Below are 14851 nucleotides of genomic sequence, written 5' to 3' on the forward strand. Positions count from 1 at the left end.
ACCGCCGCCGGGCAACAGAAGGCGAGAGGGCTGCTCAGGGCGTTTTCCGCGCACCCTAGGCTGACCACGTGGACGACAACGAGACCGGGCCGCGCGAGTACCGCGTCGAGGAACTGGCCGAAGCAGCCGGCATCCCCGTCAGGACGCTGCGGTTCTACCGCGAGCGGCGCCTTCTTCCACCCCCGCGCCGCGAAGGGCGGATCGCCTGGTACTCCGAGGACCACCTCGCGAGGCTGCGCACCATCTCCGCCCTCCTGGAACGCGGCCACACCCTGGGCGGCATCGCCGAACTGATCGCCGCCTGGGAGCAGGGCCGCACCCTAGACGGGGTCGCCGAACGCCTCGGGCTGGAAGGCGCGCTCACCTCCCCCTGGTCGGAGGAGACACCGGTAAGGCTCAGCCCCCAGGAACTCGCCGATTACTTCGGCGAAGACATCAGCCCGGAGAACCTGACCAACTCCCTGGAGATCGGATACATCGCGGTCGACGGCGAGTACGTCGTGCATGTCAGCCGCCGCCTGCTGGACGCCTCGGCCGCACTCGTCCGCGAAGGGGTGCCCCTATCGGCGGTGCTGGCCGCCGGCCGCGAGGTACGCAGCCACGTCGACGCCATGGCCGACCTGTTCACGCAGGTGATCAAAACGCACGTCATCGGCGACCTGGGCGCCTTGACACCTGACGACGCCCACCGCATCACCGAGTCCTTGCACCGCCTTCGCCCGCTGGCCAAGAACATCGTCGACGCGGAGATGTCGCTCGCCATGGACCGCAGGGTGCGCGCGGAGATCGACGCCTGGATGCGCAGCCACCCCGATCCGGCGATCGGCGAGCGTCCCGACCCCGACCCCGCCGGCCAGGAGGCCTGACCCGGCCCCGCGAGCGTCGTACCGTACGACCTGAGAGAGTGGATAGGGCCCATCAATCAGGAGGTGCCCCGTGCAACAGCCTCATGACGCCAATGCCGAGCAGGCCATCCTGGGCCGCATCAGCAAGATGGTCTCCGATGAGAAGGCCCTGCGGGACCTGCTCGCGGAAGAAGGCGACGAGGGCGGGGACCAGCGCGAGCGGCTCGCCTCCCTGGAGCGCGAACTCGACCAGTGCTGGGACCTGCTGCGCCAGCGCCGCGCCCTGACCGAGGCCGGCGAGGACCCTGGGGGCGCCCGCGTACGGCCCTCCTCGACCGTGGAGGGCTACCGCTCATGAGCCGGGCCGCCGACAGCGACCTCACCGTCATCGACGTCCCCGCCGCCCACCGCTATGAGGCCCGCGTCGGCGACAACCTCGCCGGCGTCGCCTCCTATCTGCGCGGCGACTCGGTGATCGCGTTCGTCCACACCGAGGTGCAGGAAGGGTACGAAGGCCGCGGCGTCGGCTCGGCGCTGGCCCGGGCAGCCCTGGACGACGCGCGCGCCCGCGGGCTCGGCGTCCTGGCGATCTGTCCGTTCATCGACGGCTGGATCGGCAAGCATCCCGAGTACGAGGACCTGCGCCACACACCTGAGAGCAAGGTGGCGGACTAGCCACTCCAGGGGCGCGGTCCGCCTCCTGGGACTGGGATACGCGGGCCGCATACGGGGCCGTGCCGGTCGACCGCACGAAGGTCAGTGTCGGATTTCCGCCAGACCGACGCCCTGACGAGGGGCGACACTGGTCGTGTGCATACGGACTTCGACGCCTGCGTCCGCGCCGTGCAGTCGAAGGACTCCCGTTTCGACGGGTGGTTCTTCACCGCGGTGCTGACCACGCGTATCTACTGCCGGCCGAGCTGCCCCGCCGTACCGCCGAAGGCCGAGAACATGACCTTCTACCCCAGTGCGGCGGCCGCCCAGCAAGACGGGTTCCGCGCCTGCAAGCGCTGCCGCCCTGACGCGAGCCCCGGCTCGCCGCAATGGAACGAGCGAGCCGACCTCGTGGCCCGCGCCATGCGACTGATCAGCGACGGAGTCGTCGACCGGGAGGGTGTGCCGGGCCTCGCGACCCGCCTCGGCTACAGCGCACGGCAGGTCGAGCGCCAACTGCTCGCCGAACTGGGCGCGGGCCCCTTGGCGCTGGCCAGGGCGCAGCGCGCGCAGACCGCTCGGCTGCTCATCGAGACGACGGCCATGCCGATGGGCGACGTGGCGTTCGCGGCAGGCTTCGCCAGTATCCGCACTTTCAACGACACCGTGCGGGAGGTGTTCGCCCTGTCCCCCGGCGAGTTGCGTGCCAGGGTCGCCAAGGGCCGGCCGGCCGCCACCGCGGGCTCGATCTCCCTACGGCTGCCGTTCCGCCGACCGCTCAACCCGGACAACCTCTTCGGCCACCTCGCGGCCACCGCGGTCCCCGGTGTCGAGGAGTGGCGCGGGGGCGCGTACCGGCGCACTCTGCGGTTGCCGCACGGTCCCGGTACGGTCGCGCTGCGGCCCCACCCCGACCACATCGGCTGCCTGCTGTCCCTCACCGACTGGCGCGATCTGGGCCAGGCGATCAGCCGCTGCCGCCGACTGCTCGACCTGGACGCCGACCCCCTCGCCGTGGACGCGCTGCTCTCCTCCGACCCGCTCCTTGCGCCCCTGGTCGCCAAGGCGCCCGGCCGCAGGGTGCCGCGTGTCGCCGACGGACCGGAGTTCGCGGTGCGCGCAGTGCTCGGCCAGCAGATCTCGACGTCGGCGGCGCGCACCCACGCGGGGCGCCTCGTGATGGCGTACGGGGAGCCCGTGGCGGACCCCGGCGGCGGCCTGACCCACCTGTTCCCGTCACCCGAGACGCTCATCGAGCGCGCTCCCGAGTCCCTGGCGATGCCGCGGACCCGGAAAGACACCCTCACAGCCTTGCTACGGGCCCTTGTGGACGGCGAGCTCGACCTGGACGTGGGCAGCGACTGGCAGCGGGCCAGAGCCCGTCTCACGGCCCTTCCCGGCTTCGGGCCATGGACGGTGGAGAGTATCGCCATGCGCGCGCTCGGGGACCCGGACGCGTTCCTCCCGACCGACCTCGGCATCAGGAACGCGGCCCGCAACCTCGGCCTGCCGACCACCCCCGCCGCACTGACACGCCACGCCGCCGCATGGCAACCATGGCGCGCATACGCGACGCAGTACCTGTGGGCGACGGGCAACCACCCGATCAACATCCTCCCCGCCGACGACCACCCGACCATCGCAGTTTCCGCAAACCCACCCGCCGTTCGCAGCGCTTGAGTCACAGAAGGCACCACACCAATGAGTACCGCGACCACAAAACCGACAGCATCCACCGTTCACACCGTGGTGGACAGCCCCTGCGGTCTGCTGACGCTCGTCGCCCGAGAGGGTGAACTCAGCGGCCTGTACATGACCGACCAACGGCACCGCCCACCGTCGGAGAGCTTCGGCCCGCGCGCCGACCTGCCGGCGTTCGACCGTGTCGAGGAGCAGCTCGCCGCCTACTTCGACGGCGACCTCAGCGCCTTCGACCTCCCACTGAACATGGCAGGCACGCCCTTCCAGAAGCGCGTGTGGGCAGCGTTGTGCGACATCCCGTACGGCCAGACCGCCACTTACGGCGAGCTGGCCGCGGCGATGGGTAACCCCACCGCCTCCCGCGCGGTCGGCCTGGCCAACGGCAAGAACCCGATCAGCATCATCGTGCCCTGCCACCGCGTCGTGGGTTCCGACGGCAGCCTCACCGGCTACGGCGGCGGCCTCACCCGCAAGCGGTGGCTGCTGGACCTCGAACGCGGCACGCAGCAGCCGACCCTGACGTGAAGTCACCCGCGCGGGTGACATGACGCCATCGTCCCCGCGCACAAGCATGGGCCCGGTCGGCCGTATCGACCTACCGGGCCCATGGCTCAGTGCACTACGGCGGCAAGGCCGTCAGACCCGCACGCCCTCCAGGTCCTCGTCGTCGTCCGAGGACGCGACAAGGCTCGGGCGCTCGGCGAGGTTCTTGCGCAACTGCTCACCTTCGACGTCGACGTTGGGCAGCGCGCGCTCGAGCCAGCCGGGCAGCCACCAAGCCCACCGGCCCAGCAGCGCGAGCACCGCGGGCACGATCGTCATCCGCACGATGAAAGCGTCGAACGCGACCGCGATCGCCAACCCGAAGCCCATCATCTTGATCATCGATTCCGACGATCCGATGAACCCGGCGAACACACTGATCATGATGACCGCGGCCGCCGACACCACCCGCGCACCATGGGTGAAGCCCGTGACGACCGCCTGCCGCGGCGACTCGCCGTGCACATACGCCTCGCGCATCCGGGTGACCAGGAACACCTCGTAGTCCATGGCCAGCCCGAAGACCACGCCGACCATGAAGATCGGCATCATGCTCATGATCGGTCCGGTCTGTTGAACACCCAGGAGACCGGACAGCCAGCCCCACTGGAAGACGGCCACCACCGCACCGAGCGCGGCGAGCACCGACAGCAGGAAGCCGAGGGCCGCCTTCAACGGCACGAGCACCGACCGGAACACGATCATCAGCAGCAGGAACGCCAACCCCACGACCAGCGCCAGATACGGCACCAGTGCGTCGTTCAGCCGCTGCGAGACGTCGATGTTCATCGCGGTGGTACCGGTGACGAGCACCTTGGCGCCCGTGGAGTCGGCAAAGTCCTCCGCATGACCGCGGATGGTGTGCACCAGGTCCTCGGTCTGCGTGCTGCTCGGCTTCGACGCGGGCACCACGGTGAGCGTCGCCGTGTCCTTCTGCTTGTTGAACCCCGGTTCCGTGACCGTCTTGACGTCGGCGAAGCCCTCGATGGTCCGCTTGATCTCCTGCGCGGCGGACTCCGGCTGCTTGCTGTGCGCGGCGTCGACGACCACGGTCAGCGGCCCGTTGAAGCCCGGCCCGAAGCCCTCCGACAGCATGTCGTACGCCTTGCGCTGAGTCGTGCTCACCGGCTGTGAACCGTCGTCCGGGAGCCCCAGTTCCATCCGGCTCATCGGAATGGCCGCGAGGCCCAGTGCCACCACCGCTGCGACCAGGAACGGCACTCGGCGCCGCACGACCAGCCGCGCCCAGCGCGTGCCCATGTTCGGCTTGTCGCTCGCGCTGGCACGGCCCTTGCGCACCTTGCGGGTGAGCACCTTGGTGCCGGCGAAGCCGAGCAGCGCGGGGATGAGGGTGAGCGCGATGAGCACGGCAAGCGCGACAGTGGCGGCCGCCGCCAGCCCCATCTTGGTGAGCATCGGGATGTTGACCACCGCGAGGCCGGCCAATGCGATCAGCACCGTGAGCCCGGCGAACACCACGGCGGAACCCGCCGTACCGACCGCCCGGCCGGCCGCTTCCTCGCCGTCCCGGCCTTCCATGAGTTCATGGCGGTGACGCGAGACGATGAACAGCGCGTAGTCGATGCCGACCGCCAGGCCGATCATCGACGCGAGTGTCGACGAGGTGCTCGACAGGCCGAGCGTCGTCGCCAAGGCAGTGATGGACGCGATACCGACCCCGACACCCATGATGGCGGTCAGAAGCGGCAGCCCGGCGGCGACCAGAGAACTGAACGTGATCAAAAGCACGACCGCCGCTATGCCGATGCCTATGACTTCGCTGTTTCCGGTCTCCGGCGATGCCTGGAGCGCGGTACCGCCCGTCTCGACGGTCAGCCCGGCGTCACGACCGTGCTGCGCCGCGTCCTCGATCGCGGTGTGGGTCGCGTCGGTGATCTCTGTCGACTTGGCGACATAGGTGACGGACGCGTAGGCCGTGGTGCCGTCCTTGCTGACGGCGTTCGCGGTGAACGGGTCCGCGACGGTCGCCTTCTGCGGGCTGTTCTTCAGATCCTCGACGACCTTCTCGACCGCCGCCTTGTTCGGTCCCGCGGTGATCTTCTGGCCGTTCGGCGCCTGGAAGACCATCCGTGCGGACGCACCGTCGGCATTGGTACCCGGGAAACGCTCGTGAAGCAGGTCGAAGGCCTGCTGCGCCTCGGTGCCCGGGACGGTGAAGTTGTCGGCAGGCGCGGACTTCGCGGTCACTGCTCCGACGCCGGCCAGGGCGAGCAGCGCCACCCACAGCAGGACGACGTAGCGCCGCTGCCGGAAGGAGAACCGGCCCAGTTTGTAGAGGAATGTGGCCATGGAGGCATGAGCTCCCGTCAGGAGGAGGGCAGACTTGGGCGTGTGGAACCAGCCCGACGACGAGAGCGGCGTGTCAGGTGGAGCGTGGCAAGTCGGTATGGAGGTACGAATAATTCGGTTGTGCGGATGCGGTCACGTCAGGTCAGCGGCCGGACGGACTTCACCGGCCGCCCATCGTGCCGCTCGGCTCAGGACAGGCCGAGCGCGGGGACGACCACCGCGTCGATGTATCTGTGGCTGTACTCCGGGTCGGGGTCGACGCCTTCGATGATGGCGCGGGTCAGCGCTCCCCCGAACAGCATGTGCGGCACGAAGTCGCGCGCCGGGTTGTTCGCGTCCAGCTCGCCGCGGTCCACCGCGCGCTGCACCAGTTCGGCGAAGCTGGCCAGCTCCGGTTCGATCAGCAGCTCGCGCAGGGCGCGGAAAAGCTCGATGTTCTGGAACGCCGCGTGCGACAGCCCTCGCATCAGTTCCTGGTCGCGCTTGACCTCGCCCTCGTCGTGCAGCCGCACGAGTTCGTGGAGGTCGCCCGCAAGGGAACCGGTGTCGATATCCGCGAGGGATACCGGCTTGCACTGCCGAAGCGCGGTCGCGACCAGTTCCGGCTTGCCCTTCCACTGGCGGTAGAGGGTCGCCTTGCTAGAGCGGGTACGGGCCGCGACGGCGTCCATGGTCAGCGCCTCGTAGCCGACCTCGCGCAACAGGTCGACCACAGCCTCGTACAACTCCTGCTCACGTTCGGGAGTCAAGCGGCTGCGCCGCGTAGAGGCGCCGGCTTCCGGCGACATGCCCTCTCCTCCCTGCGTGGTCGGTCGCGCCGATCATACGGACTCGCCGCACGGAACGAACGCGCTTCGAAACGATGTCGTACACCTAAGAGGGTAGACGGCCCGCAATCGAAACGCCACCGTTTCGATCGTGGGCCGTATCACGTCCCCTCCAGGCAACCGTCAAGCCCCCATCAGGCTGTTTCTTCGCGGAATGCCGACACATGAGCGCGCCATGCACGCATTCCGGTCGTTCACACCCCGTCGTCGACTCGTGCCCGACCGTCACGCCGGCAACGCGATCGTGTGCCCGGTGTGCTCGACCTTCGCGCGCAGATACCTGACGTTGGAGACCGAGACGTGGGCAGCGGTCGGGATCTGCTCGACGATCTCGACACCCAGGGTTGCGAGCTGCCGCGCCTTGTCGGGATTGTTGCTCAGCAGCCTGATGCCCCCGACTTCCAAGGCCGCGAGCATCTGCGCGGCAGCGGAGTAGTCACGTTCGTCCTCGGCCCGCCCGAGCGCGAGGTTCGCCTCATAGGTGTCGAGTCCGCCATCCTGCAGGGCATAGGCATCGAGCTTCGCGTAGAGCCCGATACCGCGCCCTTCCTGCCGCAGGTAGAGCAAGTAGCCGCCAGTAGCGGCGATCCGTTCCACCGACTCCCTCAACTGCGGCCCGCAGTCACAGCGCTCCGAGCCGAACACGTCTCCCGTCATGCACTCCGAGTGCGGACGCACCAAGGGCACCTCGGCAGTGCGGTAATCACCCAAGCCCAGCGCGAGATGCTCCTTGCCGTCGACCAGACCGGTGAACGTGTACACATCGGCGCCCGTCGCCCACCCGTCCGAGAACCGCAGCGGAATCCGCACCTTGGTACGGATGGTGGCGGCGGCCACTGCCGCGCCAGCATTGACCGTCATCGCCACTCCCTCGCAAGATCTTGAACTCTCAAGCTCCCGCCTGGCGCTGAATATTTCCCCCGCCCGACGTGGCTCGGGTCACACCGCGAAGCCGCCGCCGTCTGGGGCCATGCCGCCACCGGTCACCGCGGTCGGTAGACGGCCACCGCGAAGGAAGCCGTCGTCTCGACGGCGTCACCCATGGCCGCGATACGGCCGGCCAGTTCCTCAGGCCGCACGTGGTGGGCCGAAGGACCCATGGAGACGAGGTCGTGTGCTTCCTGGGCGGTCAGGCTCAGGCGGTACTCCAGTTCCTGCGCGCCGCCACCCTCGAACGTGAAGTGGGCGTCGAGCGTACGCGCGAGACGGTCCTCCTTCGACGCGTCGACCTCCAGCAGACCCGCCGCGCCGCGGAGTTCGGCCAGGTGCCGAGACGTCGGGGTGACCACCACCAGCGCGCCCTCCGGACGCAGAACACGCCGGAACTCGGAACCGTTGCGCGGCGCGAAGACATTGAGCACCACATCCGCCGCCCCGGAGCGCACCGGAAGCTCACGCCACACGTCCCACACGGCGGCCGCCGCCCGCGGGTGTGCACGAGCAGCCCGCCGCAACGCGAACTTGGAAGCGTCCAGACCGAGCCCCACCGTCTCCGCGGCGGCGTCCAGAACAGCGGCGAGGTAGTAGCCGGTTCCCGCGCCCGCATCCAGGACGGTGCCGTGTGTGCCGCACCACCGGGAAGCGACGTCGGCCACGGCGCGGGCCAGCGGCGCATAGTGCCCTGCCCCGAGGAACGCTTCCCGGGCGCCGACCATCGGCCCGGTGTCCGCCGTGCCGGCGCGCATGTCTCCCGTCAGGAGGCTGACGTAGCCCTGCCGCGCGATGTCGAACGTGTGCCGCCGGCCGCACCGCAAAGCGCCCGCCGACAGATGGAGCCCACCGCCGCAAAGGGGGCAGCGCAGTACACCCAGGAGCCTGCGGCGCGGATCTCCGTCTTCGAACGCGCTCGGGGGCATGCTCTGTTCCTCGGCATCGGTCGTCATCAGTCAACGTTCTGTCGGCTGAGCCACGTGCTCGGCACGAGCCCGCGACAGCGACGGCGATACAGCCAAAACCACCGAGCCGGCTCCTGCGGGCCTCGCGAACCGACATCGGGGATTTTCCCATGCGGACCCCGTGCGGCCGTCAGGGGGCCGCCTGAGGCTCCGGACGGGGGCTCGACGGAGATCGTCCAAGGTGACTCTCGGTCGATCACCGTGCGCAAGATCGCCGATACGGTACGCGAACACGTAAGGCCGAACTCCGGCGTGTCCACGAAGCTGCGGCCCTGCGAGCCCCGCCCCGGACGTCCGTGTGGCGCGTGGACATCCTGACGACGGAGCACATCAACGCCTGCCCAACGACTCGAAAGCCGCAAGCCGCGAGTCACGAGCGGACAAAAGCCCGTGGCCAAGCGACGGTTCACCACGGTGCAACTGCGGTCCCGCCCCCAGGGGGTATTCCTCGCCATGCCCCGAAGAGCGGCGGTTCGGGTGTTGCTCGGCAGTCGGCGCTGGACACATCCACCACCTCGGCAGAGCCGTCAACGGGGTTGAGAGCCTGCCCGCAATAACCCGGAAACGATGAAATCCCGACCGATCGTCATGATCGGTCGGGATCTCTCCAACCACTCCCAAGTCAGCCCGAGAGCAGCTGTGTTGTTGTGGACCTGAGGGGATTCGAACCCCTGACCCCCTCGATGCGAACGAGGTGCGCTACCGGACTGCGCCACAGGCCCTTGCAACGAGGAAAACTCTAGCACCCCGCAGAGGGTGGTCGTGAACCGGTTATCGGCTGGTCCACGACGTTCACTCGTTGGCGGCGCGCGGGCGGTCGGGATCGGCGTACTGGTCGAACAGCGGCGTCCGGGAGCTGCGCGGGCGGCGCACCGGAGGCTGCTGGGGGCGGGGCTCAGCCGTCCCCTTGGGCTGCTGGCCTTCGCGGCGCTCGTGGGGCTCCCGGGCAGCCGCGGCGTCGCCAGGCGTCGTACCGGAACGGGCCGAACTCCAGGTGCCGGGAGCACCGAGGTCGACACCCTCCGACGTACGGGGAGCGACAGGAGCGGTCACGTAGGTCGGCAACGGCACCGGAACGGGCGCCCAACCGTCCTCACCGGACTGCTGGGCGCGCTGCTGGTCGACCCACTCGGCGTGGTCGGTCTGCTCCACCAGGGCGCGGCGGTCGGCGGAACGGGGCGAGGGCGCAGGGGCGGGCGCCGGCGGCGGAGCCGGACGGGCCGCTTTGGGCGCGGGCACGGGGCGCTCGTCGCTTTCGAGGCCGCGGTCCGTCACCTGGGCGGCAGGTCGCGGTGCCCTGAGGCGTCGCGCAGCCTCGGCAGCCCGCCGCTGGTCGAGGCGCACCTCGTAGCGGCGGCGCTCCTGGCGGCGCATCTGGCCGATGTAGACGGTCAGCAGGACCGCCGGAATCGCCGGGACCCACAGCAGCTCGACGCCGCCGACGGCAGCGGCGATGGCGCCGGCCGTGAAGGCGAGGAAGAGCGAGGTGGTGATGCGGCGGCGGCGTGCGAGCAGTTGGGCGCGCTTGTCCTTCCCGCCGCCCGGGCCGGCCACCGGGCCTGCCTGCGGTGCGGAACGGGCAACCGGGCGTCGCACCTCGGTCGCAGGCACGGCCAGCCCCCGGACGTCGACCGACACGTCCGGCTCATCCGGGTCGGCGTCGTCGTCCGGCGCATCGGCGTCGGGCTCGACGTTCTCACCGCGCGCCCTGGCGACGCGCCGCTCCATCGCCGCACGCCCGGACAGCAGCCGGATGGCGGTGCTGAAGCGTTCCGTCGGACGCGCTTCGTTGAGCTCGTCCTGCCTACGGAGCCACATCGGCACCAGGTAGGCAGCCCAGGCCCCGACGATGACTGCGTAGATGAGGCCACTACTGCTCACGAGCTACACCGTAGGGGCGATCGAGACACGCCATTGGCAATTCGGCCCGGTGTGTCGCACGATCTGGCTGATAGATCGAGATTTTTGTGCGATCAGCGCCCCATCGCCTTTACTTTCGAACATTAGTCTTATTTTTGGGATGTGCTCGGCCTTGCTTGCCGCCACCGGTTGAGGAGGCCGTCGGGCACCTCTTCGGCAGTGAGCGCGTAGACGAGGTGGTCGCGCCATCCGCCGTCGATATGCAGATAGCGCGGACGCAGGCCCTCCTCCCGGAAACCGAGCTTTTCGGCGACTCGGCGGCTGGGGCCGTTCTCGGGCCGGATGCACACCTCCACCCGGTGCAGTCCGACCCGCCGGAAGCAGTGGTCGACGGCAAGGGCGACGGACGTCGGCATCACACCGCGACCGGCGACCGCCTCGTCCACCCAGTAGCCGATGTGCGCCGAGCACATGGAGCCCCAGGTGATTCCGGCGACGGTCAGTTGACCCGCGAGCCGCCCCTGATAGTCGATGACGAACGGCAGCATGCGCCCCGCGTTCGCCTCACGGCGAAGGTGTCTGACCATCTGACGGTACGTGGGGCGCTGCACGACCTGCCCCGGCGGTGCGGGCGGCACGGTGGCCTCCCAGGGGCGCAACCAGTCGCGGTTGCGCCGGTTGACCTCACGCCATGCGCGCTGGTCGCGCATCCGGATCGGGCGGAGGGTGATGTCACCGTCCACCAACTCGGCCGGCCAGGACCCGTTCAGCTCGGTCTCCCAGTGACGGAATGCGGATCGTCGCCTGAGTGGCGATCCGGCTGCTCTTGAGGGTGATCGCCGCCGCGGATCTGGTCGACGGCATGTGCGACAAGCGGTGCGAGGACGGTGAGCCCGTCCTTCACCCCGCCGGTGGAGCCGGGAAGGTTCACCACCAGGGTGCGCCCTGCGACCCCTGCGACGCCACGTGAGAGCGCCGCGGTGGGCACTTTGCGCGTACCAGCGGCACGGATCGCCTCGGCGATGCCCGGCACCTCGTAGTCGAGCAGTGTCTTTGTGGCCTCGGGGGTGCGGTCGGTCGGCGAGAGCCCGGTGCCGCCGGTGGTGATCACCACGTCGTAACCGGCTTCCACTGCGGCGGCAAGCGCCTCACGCACGGGTTCCCCGTCGGGCACGACCCGGGGGCCCTCCGCGGCGAAACCCCACTCGGTCAGTGCCGCGACGATCAAGGGGCCGCCCCGGTCCTCGTACACGCCCGCTGCGGCGCGGTTCGACGCGGTGACGGCCAAGGCGCGCGGGCGGCCACTTGGCCGGTCGGCACCGTGTGCACTCATGACCGCCGCCAGTCACCGGACTTGCCGCCGGTCTTCTCCTCGACGCGGACATCAGTGACAACGGCGCCCTTGTCGACGGCCTTGACCATGTCGACGATGGTGAGCGCGGTGACCGTGACAGCGGTCAGCGCCTCCATCTCGACACCTGTGCGGTCGGTCGTCCTGACCGTCGCGGTGATCTCGACCGCCTGGTCGGTCACCTCCAGGTCGATCGTCACAGCGGACAGCGACAGCGGGTGACACAACGGGATGAGGTCGGGGGTGCGTTTGGCACCCATGATGCCGGCGACCCGTGCGACGGCGAGCGCATCGCCTTTCGGCAGCCCGTCGGCACGCAGGAGTTCGACAACCCGGGGCGCAACCAGGACGCGTCCCGTGGCACGCGCGGTACGTGCGGTGACGTCCTTCGCGGAGACGTCGACCATACGGGCTGCGCCTGCCTCGTCGACGTGGCTGAGGTGCTGCTGAGCGCTGCTCATCGTTCTCCTGGTGCGGTCGCTTGCGCAGACACCGTATCGGCCTGCTGCCGGGCACGGCGCGTTGGCCCGCAAGCCAGGATGCCAGTGCTAGTCGAGGACGACCACGTCGACTTCGCTGCCCGCGGCGAGCGAGGTGACCTCTTCCGGTACGACGATCAGCGCATCGGCGTACGCGAGTGCCTTGACCAGGTGGGACGCCGCACCACCCACAGGAGTGACGGTCCCGGACCGCTTGTCGTACTGCGCCCTCAGGAACTGCCGCCTACCGTCCGGCGAGTCCTCGATCGCGGTGGTGCAAGCCGCTTGTACGACCCGGCGGTGAACGTCAACCGCGCCCATGAGAGTGCGGATCACCGGTCGCGCGAACATCTCGAACGACACATAGGCGCTCACCGGGTTGCCCGGCAGCGCAAGGAGAGGAGTGCGTTCGGGACCGATCCGGCCGAACCCCTGCGGCTTACCCGGCTGCATGGCGAGCCTTCGGAAGTCGACGTGCCCGGCGGCATCGTCCGCGTCGTCGCCGAAAGAACCTCCCAATGACGTCAGCGCTTCCTTGACTACGTCGTAGGCGCCGACACTGACGCCACCACTGGTGACGATGACGTCGGCGCGGATGAGCTGGTCCTCGATGGTGGCGCGCAGCGTCTCGACCTCGTCGGCGACGGCCCCGACCCGGTACGCGATGGCACCGGCGGCCCTGGCGGCGGCGGTGAGCGCGAAGCTGTTGGAGTCGTGGATACGGCCCGGGGTCAACTCCTCACCCGGTTGGACCAATTCGCTGCCTGTGGAGACGATCACGACCCTGGGGCGCGGCCGGACGGTGACCGTTCCGCGGCCGATCGCCGCCAGGAGCCCGATCTGAGGTGCTCCGAGGACCGTGCCCGCCGCGAGCGCCAACTCGCCGGCTGTGACATCACTGCCGCGGGCCCGCACGAACTGACCCGCTTCCGGAGCCCTGTGCACGCGGACCTCGCCGCTGGCGCCTCCCGGGTCGTCGCCGAAGGCCGTCATGGAGTCGACCGGTCCGCCGCCTGTGCCGCCGTCGGTCCACTCGACGGGGACGACGGCCTCGGCTCCCTCGGGCAGCGGGGCGCCGGTCATGATGCGGGCCGCCTGTCCCGGGCCCACGGCGGGCGGCTCACCGCTGCCCGCGGCGATGTCGCCGATCACCTCGAGCACGGCAGGGTGCTCCCGGGTCGCCGCCTTGGTGTCGGCCACCCGTACGGCGTAACCGTCCATGGAGCTGTTCGGGAACGGTGGCAGCGACGTGGGCACCGTCACGTCCTCGACCAGTACGCACCCTTGGGCGTCGAGGAGTTGCAAGTCGATCGGGTCCAGCGGTGAGAGCTGCCCCAGGATGTTGTCCAGGTGCTCCGCGACGGACCACAGACGATCGACTCCGTGACTCACTCTTGCATCTCCTCATTGACGTACGAACGCAACCAGGCCCTGAAGTCGGGGCCCAGGTCTTCACGTTCGCATGCCAGTCGGACAATCGCACGCAGATAGTCACCTCGGTCGCCGGTGTCGTAACGGCGGCCGGTGAAGACGACGCCGTGCACAGGGCCGGCAACCGTCTCCTGGTGGGCCAACTCGCGAAGGGCGTCGGTGAGCTGGATCTCGCCGCCCTGGCCGGGCTGGGTCTTCTTGAGGACCTCGAAAACACCGGGGTCGAGTACGTACCGTCCGATCACGGCGTAGTTCGACGGCGCGTGTGCGGCTTTCGGCTTCTCCACCAGGTCGGTGACACGCACCACGTCGGAGTGAGCGGTCGGCACTATGGCGGCCGACCCGTACAGGTGAATGCTGCTCGGGTCGACTTCCATGAGCGCGACGACGCTCCCGCCGTACTGCTCCTGGACGTCGATCATCCGAGGCAGCAGCGGGTCGCGCGGGTCGATGAGGTCGTCGCCGAGCAGCACCGCGAACGGCTGGTCCCCTACGTGTGGCTCCGCGCACAGCACCGCGTGTCCCAGACCCCGCGGGTCGCCCTGGCGTACGTAGTGCATGGTGGCGAGGTCGCTGGACTCGCGCACCCTGGCGAGCCGGGAATCGTCGCCCTTGCGGCTGAGCGCCTCTTCGAGTTCGTAGTTGCGGTCGAAGTGGTCCTCCAGCGGCCGTTTGTTGCGACCGGTGACCATCAGCACATCGGAGAGCTGTGCCGCGACCGCCTCCTCCACGACGTACTGGATCGCCGGCTTGTCCACCACCGGCAGCATCTCCTTGGGGGTGGCCTTGGTGGCAGGCAGGAACCTGGTGCCGAGTCCGGCCGCCGGGATGACAGCCTTGGAGATCCGGGTCCGCGTACGTGTACTCGTCATGCCGTGCACCATAGCGACGAAGAATGTGGAGAAGATGAAGAAAGAGTTGATTGCGGTTGATGGCCTTACCCAGAATTCGGTCA

15 protein-coding genes and 1 tRNA gene are annotated in these 14851 nt (G+C 69.3%); 5 read left to right on the forward strand and 11 right to left on the reverse strand.

The window, feature by feature from the left end:
- The first annotated feature begins 68 nt into the window (after positions 1-68).
- From AC3EVP_RS18710 to AC3EVP_RS18730, 5 genes are all read left to right on the forward strand, one after another.
- The gene (locus tag AC3EVP_RS18710) at positions 69-866 is read left to right on the forward strand and encodes a MerR family transcriptional regulator (RefSeq protein ID WP_435131220.1); all 798 of its coding nucleotides are present in this window, start codon (positions 69-71) and stop codon (positions 864-866) included.
- A 127-nt stretch (positions 867-993) separates the two neighbouring features.
- Positions 994-1203 (forward strand): DUF2630 family protein, encoded by a 210-nt coding sequence (locus AC3EVP_RS18715; protein ID WP_435131341.1) that lies wholly within the window; start codon positions 994-996, stop codon positions 1201-1203.
- Positions 1200-1520: a GNAT family N-acetyltransferase gene (locus tag AC3EVP_RS18720; protein WP_435131222.1), complete on the forward strand. Its 321-nt coding sequence runs from the start codon at positions 1200-1202 to the stop codon at positions 1518-1520. The genes AC3EVP_RS18715 and AC3EVP_RS18720 overlap by 4 nt, the downstream gene beginning before the upstream one ends.
- 135 nt (positions 1521-1655) lie before the next feature.
- The gene (locus tag AC3EVP_RS18725) at positions 1656-3179 is read left to right on the forward strand and encodes an AlkA N-terminal domain-containing protein (protein WP_435131224.1); all 1524 of its coding nucleotides are present in this window, start codon (positions 1656-1658) and stop codon (positions 3177-3179) included.
- A gap of 21 nt (positions 3180-3200) precedes the next feature.
- Positions 3201-3725, forward strand: coding sequence for a methylated-DNA--[protein]-cysteine S-methyltransferase (locus AC3EVP_RS18730; protein ID WP_435131225.1), 525 nt, complete (start codon positions 3201-3203; stop codon positions 3723-3725).
- A 111-nt stretch (positions 3726-3836) separates the two neighbouring features.
- Here the strand turns inward: AC3EVP_RS18730 and AC3EVP_RS18735 are convergent, their stop codons facing one another.
- The 11 genes from AC3EVP_RS18735 to galU all read right to left on the reverse strand — a co-directional run bounded on the left by AC3EVP_RS18735 (position 3837) and on the right by galU (position 14768).
- A complete protein-coding gene (locus AC3EVP_RS18735; protein WP_435131227.1) occupies positions 3837-6053 on the reverse strand; it encodes an MMPL family transporter in 2217 nt (738 codons plus the stop codon).
- 188 nt (positions 6054-6241) lie between these two features.
- Positions 6242-6841 (reverse strand): TetR/AcrR family transcriptional regulator, encoded by a 600-nt coding sequence (locus AC3EVP_RS18740; RefSeq protein ID WP_335970985.1) that lies wholly within the window; start codon positions 6839-6841, stop codon positions 6242-6244.
- Positions 6842-7105: 264 nt separating this feature from the next.
- Positions 7106-7741: a GTP cyclohydrolase II gene (locus AC3EVP_RS18745; RefSeq protein WP_435131229.1), complete on the reverse strand. Its 636-nt coding sequence runs from the start codon at positions 7739-7741 to the stop codon at positions 7106-7108.
- A 122-nt stretch (positions 7742-7863) separates the two neighbouring features.
- Positions 7864-8736: a putative RNA methyltransferase gene (locus tag AC3EVP_RS18750; protein ID WP_435131342.1), complete on the reverse strand. Its 873-nt coding sequence runs from the start codon at positions 8734-8736 to the stop codon at positions 7864-7866.
- A gap of 687 nt (positions 8737-9423) precedes the next feature.
- Positions 9424-9497 (reverse strand) — tRNA-Ala (locus tag AC3EVP_RS18755).
- A gap of 70 nt (positions 9498-9567) precedes the next feature.
- On the reverse strand, positions 9568-10656 hold the full coding sequence (gene sepX / locus AC3EVP_RS18760) for a divisome protein SepX/GlpR (RefSeq protein ID WP_435131231.1): 1089 nt from the start codon (positions 10654-10656) through the stop codon (positions 9568-9570).
- Positions 10657-10784: 128 nt separating this feature from the next.
- Positions 10785-11405, reverse strand: a complete 621-nt coding sequence (locus tag AC3EVP_RS18765) for a GNAT family N-acetyltransferase (protein ID WP_335971279.1) — start codon at positions 11403-11405, stop codon at positions 10785-10787.
- The gene (locus AC3EVP_RS18770; protein ID WP_435131233.1) at positions 11402-11968 is read right to left on the reverse strand and encodes a MogA/MoaB family molybdenum cofactor biosynthesis protein; all 567 of its coding nucleotides are present in this window, start codon (positions 11966-11968) and stop codon (positions 11402-11404) included. The genes AC3EVP_RS18765 and AC3EVP_RS18770 overlap by 4 nt, the downstream gene beginning before the upstream one ends.
- Entirely contained in the window at positions 11965-12447 is a 483-nt protein-coding gene (gene moaC / locus AC3EVP_RS18775) for a cyclic pyranopterin monophosphate synthase MoaC (protein WP_435131235.1), read from the reverse strand. Before moaC ends, AC3EVP_RS18770 begins: the two co-directional genes overlap by 4 nt.
- A gap of 87 nt (positions 12448-12534) precedes the next feature.
- Positions 12535-13857, reverse strand: coding sequence for a molybdotransferase-like divisome protein Glp (glp, locus tag AC3EVP_RS18780; RefSeq protein WP_435131237.1), 1323 nt, complete (start codon positions 13855-13857; stop codon positions 12535-12537).
- Positions 13854-14768: a UTP--glucose-1-phosphate uridylyltransferase GalU gene (gene galU / locus AC3EVP_RS18785; RefSeq protein ID WP_435131239.1), complete on the reverse strand. Its 915-nt coding sequence runs from the start codon at positions 14766-14768 to the stop codon at positions 13854-13856. The genes glp and galU overlap by 4 nt, the downstream gene beginning before the upstream one ends.
- Positions 14769-14851 lie beyond the last annotated feature (83 nt).

The sequence above is a fragment of the Actinacidiphila sp. bgisy144 genome (assembly GCF_057708105.1).

Coding starts and splice junctions, on each gene's coding strand:
- AC3EVP_RS18750 (WP_435131342.1), bottom strand. CDS start 8,736: ATGCCCCCGAGCGCGTTCGAAGACGGAGATCCGCGCCGCAGGCTCCTG.
- AC3EVP_RS18740 (WP_335970985.1), bottom strand. CDS start 6,841: ATGTCGCCGGAAGCCGGCGCCTCTACGCGGCGCAGCCGCTTGACTCCC.
- AC3EVP_RS18770 (WP_435131233.1), bottom strand. CDS start 11,968: ATGAGTGCACACGGTGCCGACCGGCCAAGTGGCCGCCCGCGCGCCTTG.
- moaC (WP_435131235.1), bottom strand. CDS start 12,447: ATGAGCAGCGCTCAGCAGCACCTCAGCCACGTCGACGAGGCAGGCGCA.
- AC3EVP_RS18715 (WP_435131341.1), top strand. CDS start 994: ATGGTCTCCGATGAGAAGGCCCTGCGGGACCTGCTCGCGGAAGAAGGC.
- AC3EVP_RS18745 (WP_435131229.1), bottom strand. CDS start 7,741: ATGACGGTCAATGCTGGCGCGGCAGTGGCCGCCGCCACCATCCGTACC.
- AC3EVP_RS18730 (WP_435131225.1), top strand. CDS start 3,201: ATGAGTACCGCGACCACAAAACCGACAGCATCCACCGTTCACACCGTG.
- AC3EVP_RS18735 (WP_435131227.1), bottom strand. CDS start 6,053: ATGGCCACATTCCTCTACAAACTGGGCCGGTTCTCCTTCCGGCAGCGG.
- AC3EVP_RS18720 (WP_435131222.1), top strand. CDS start 1,200: ATGAGCCGGGCCGCCGACAGCGACCTCACCGTCATCGACGTCCCCGCC.
- galU (WP_435131239.1), bottom strand. CDS start 14,768: ATGACGAGTACACGTACGCGGACCCGGATCTCCAAGGCTGTCATCCCG.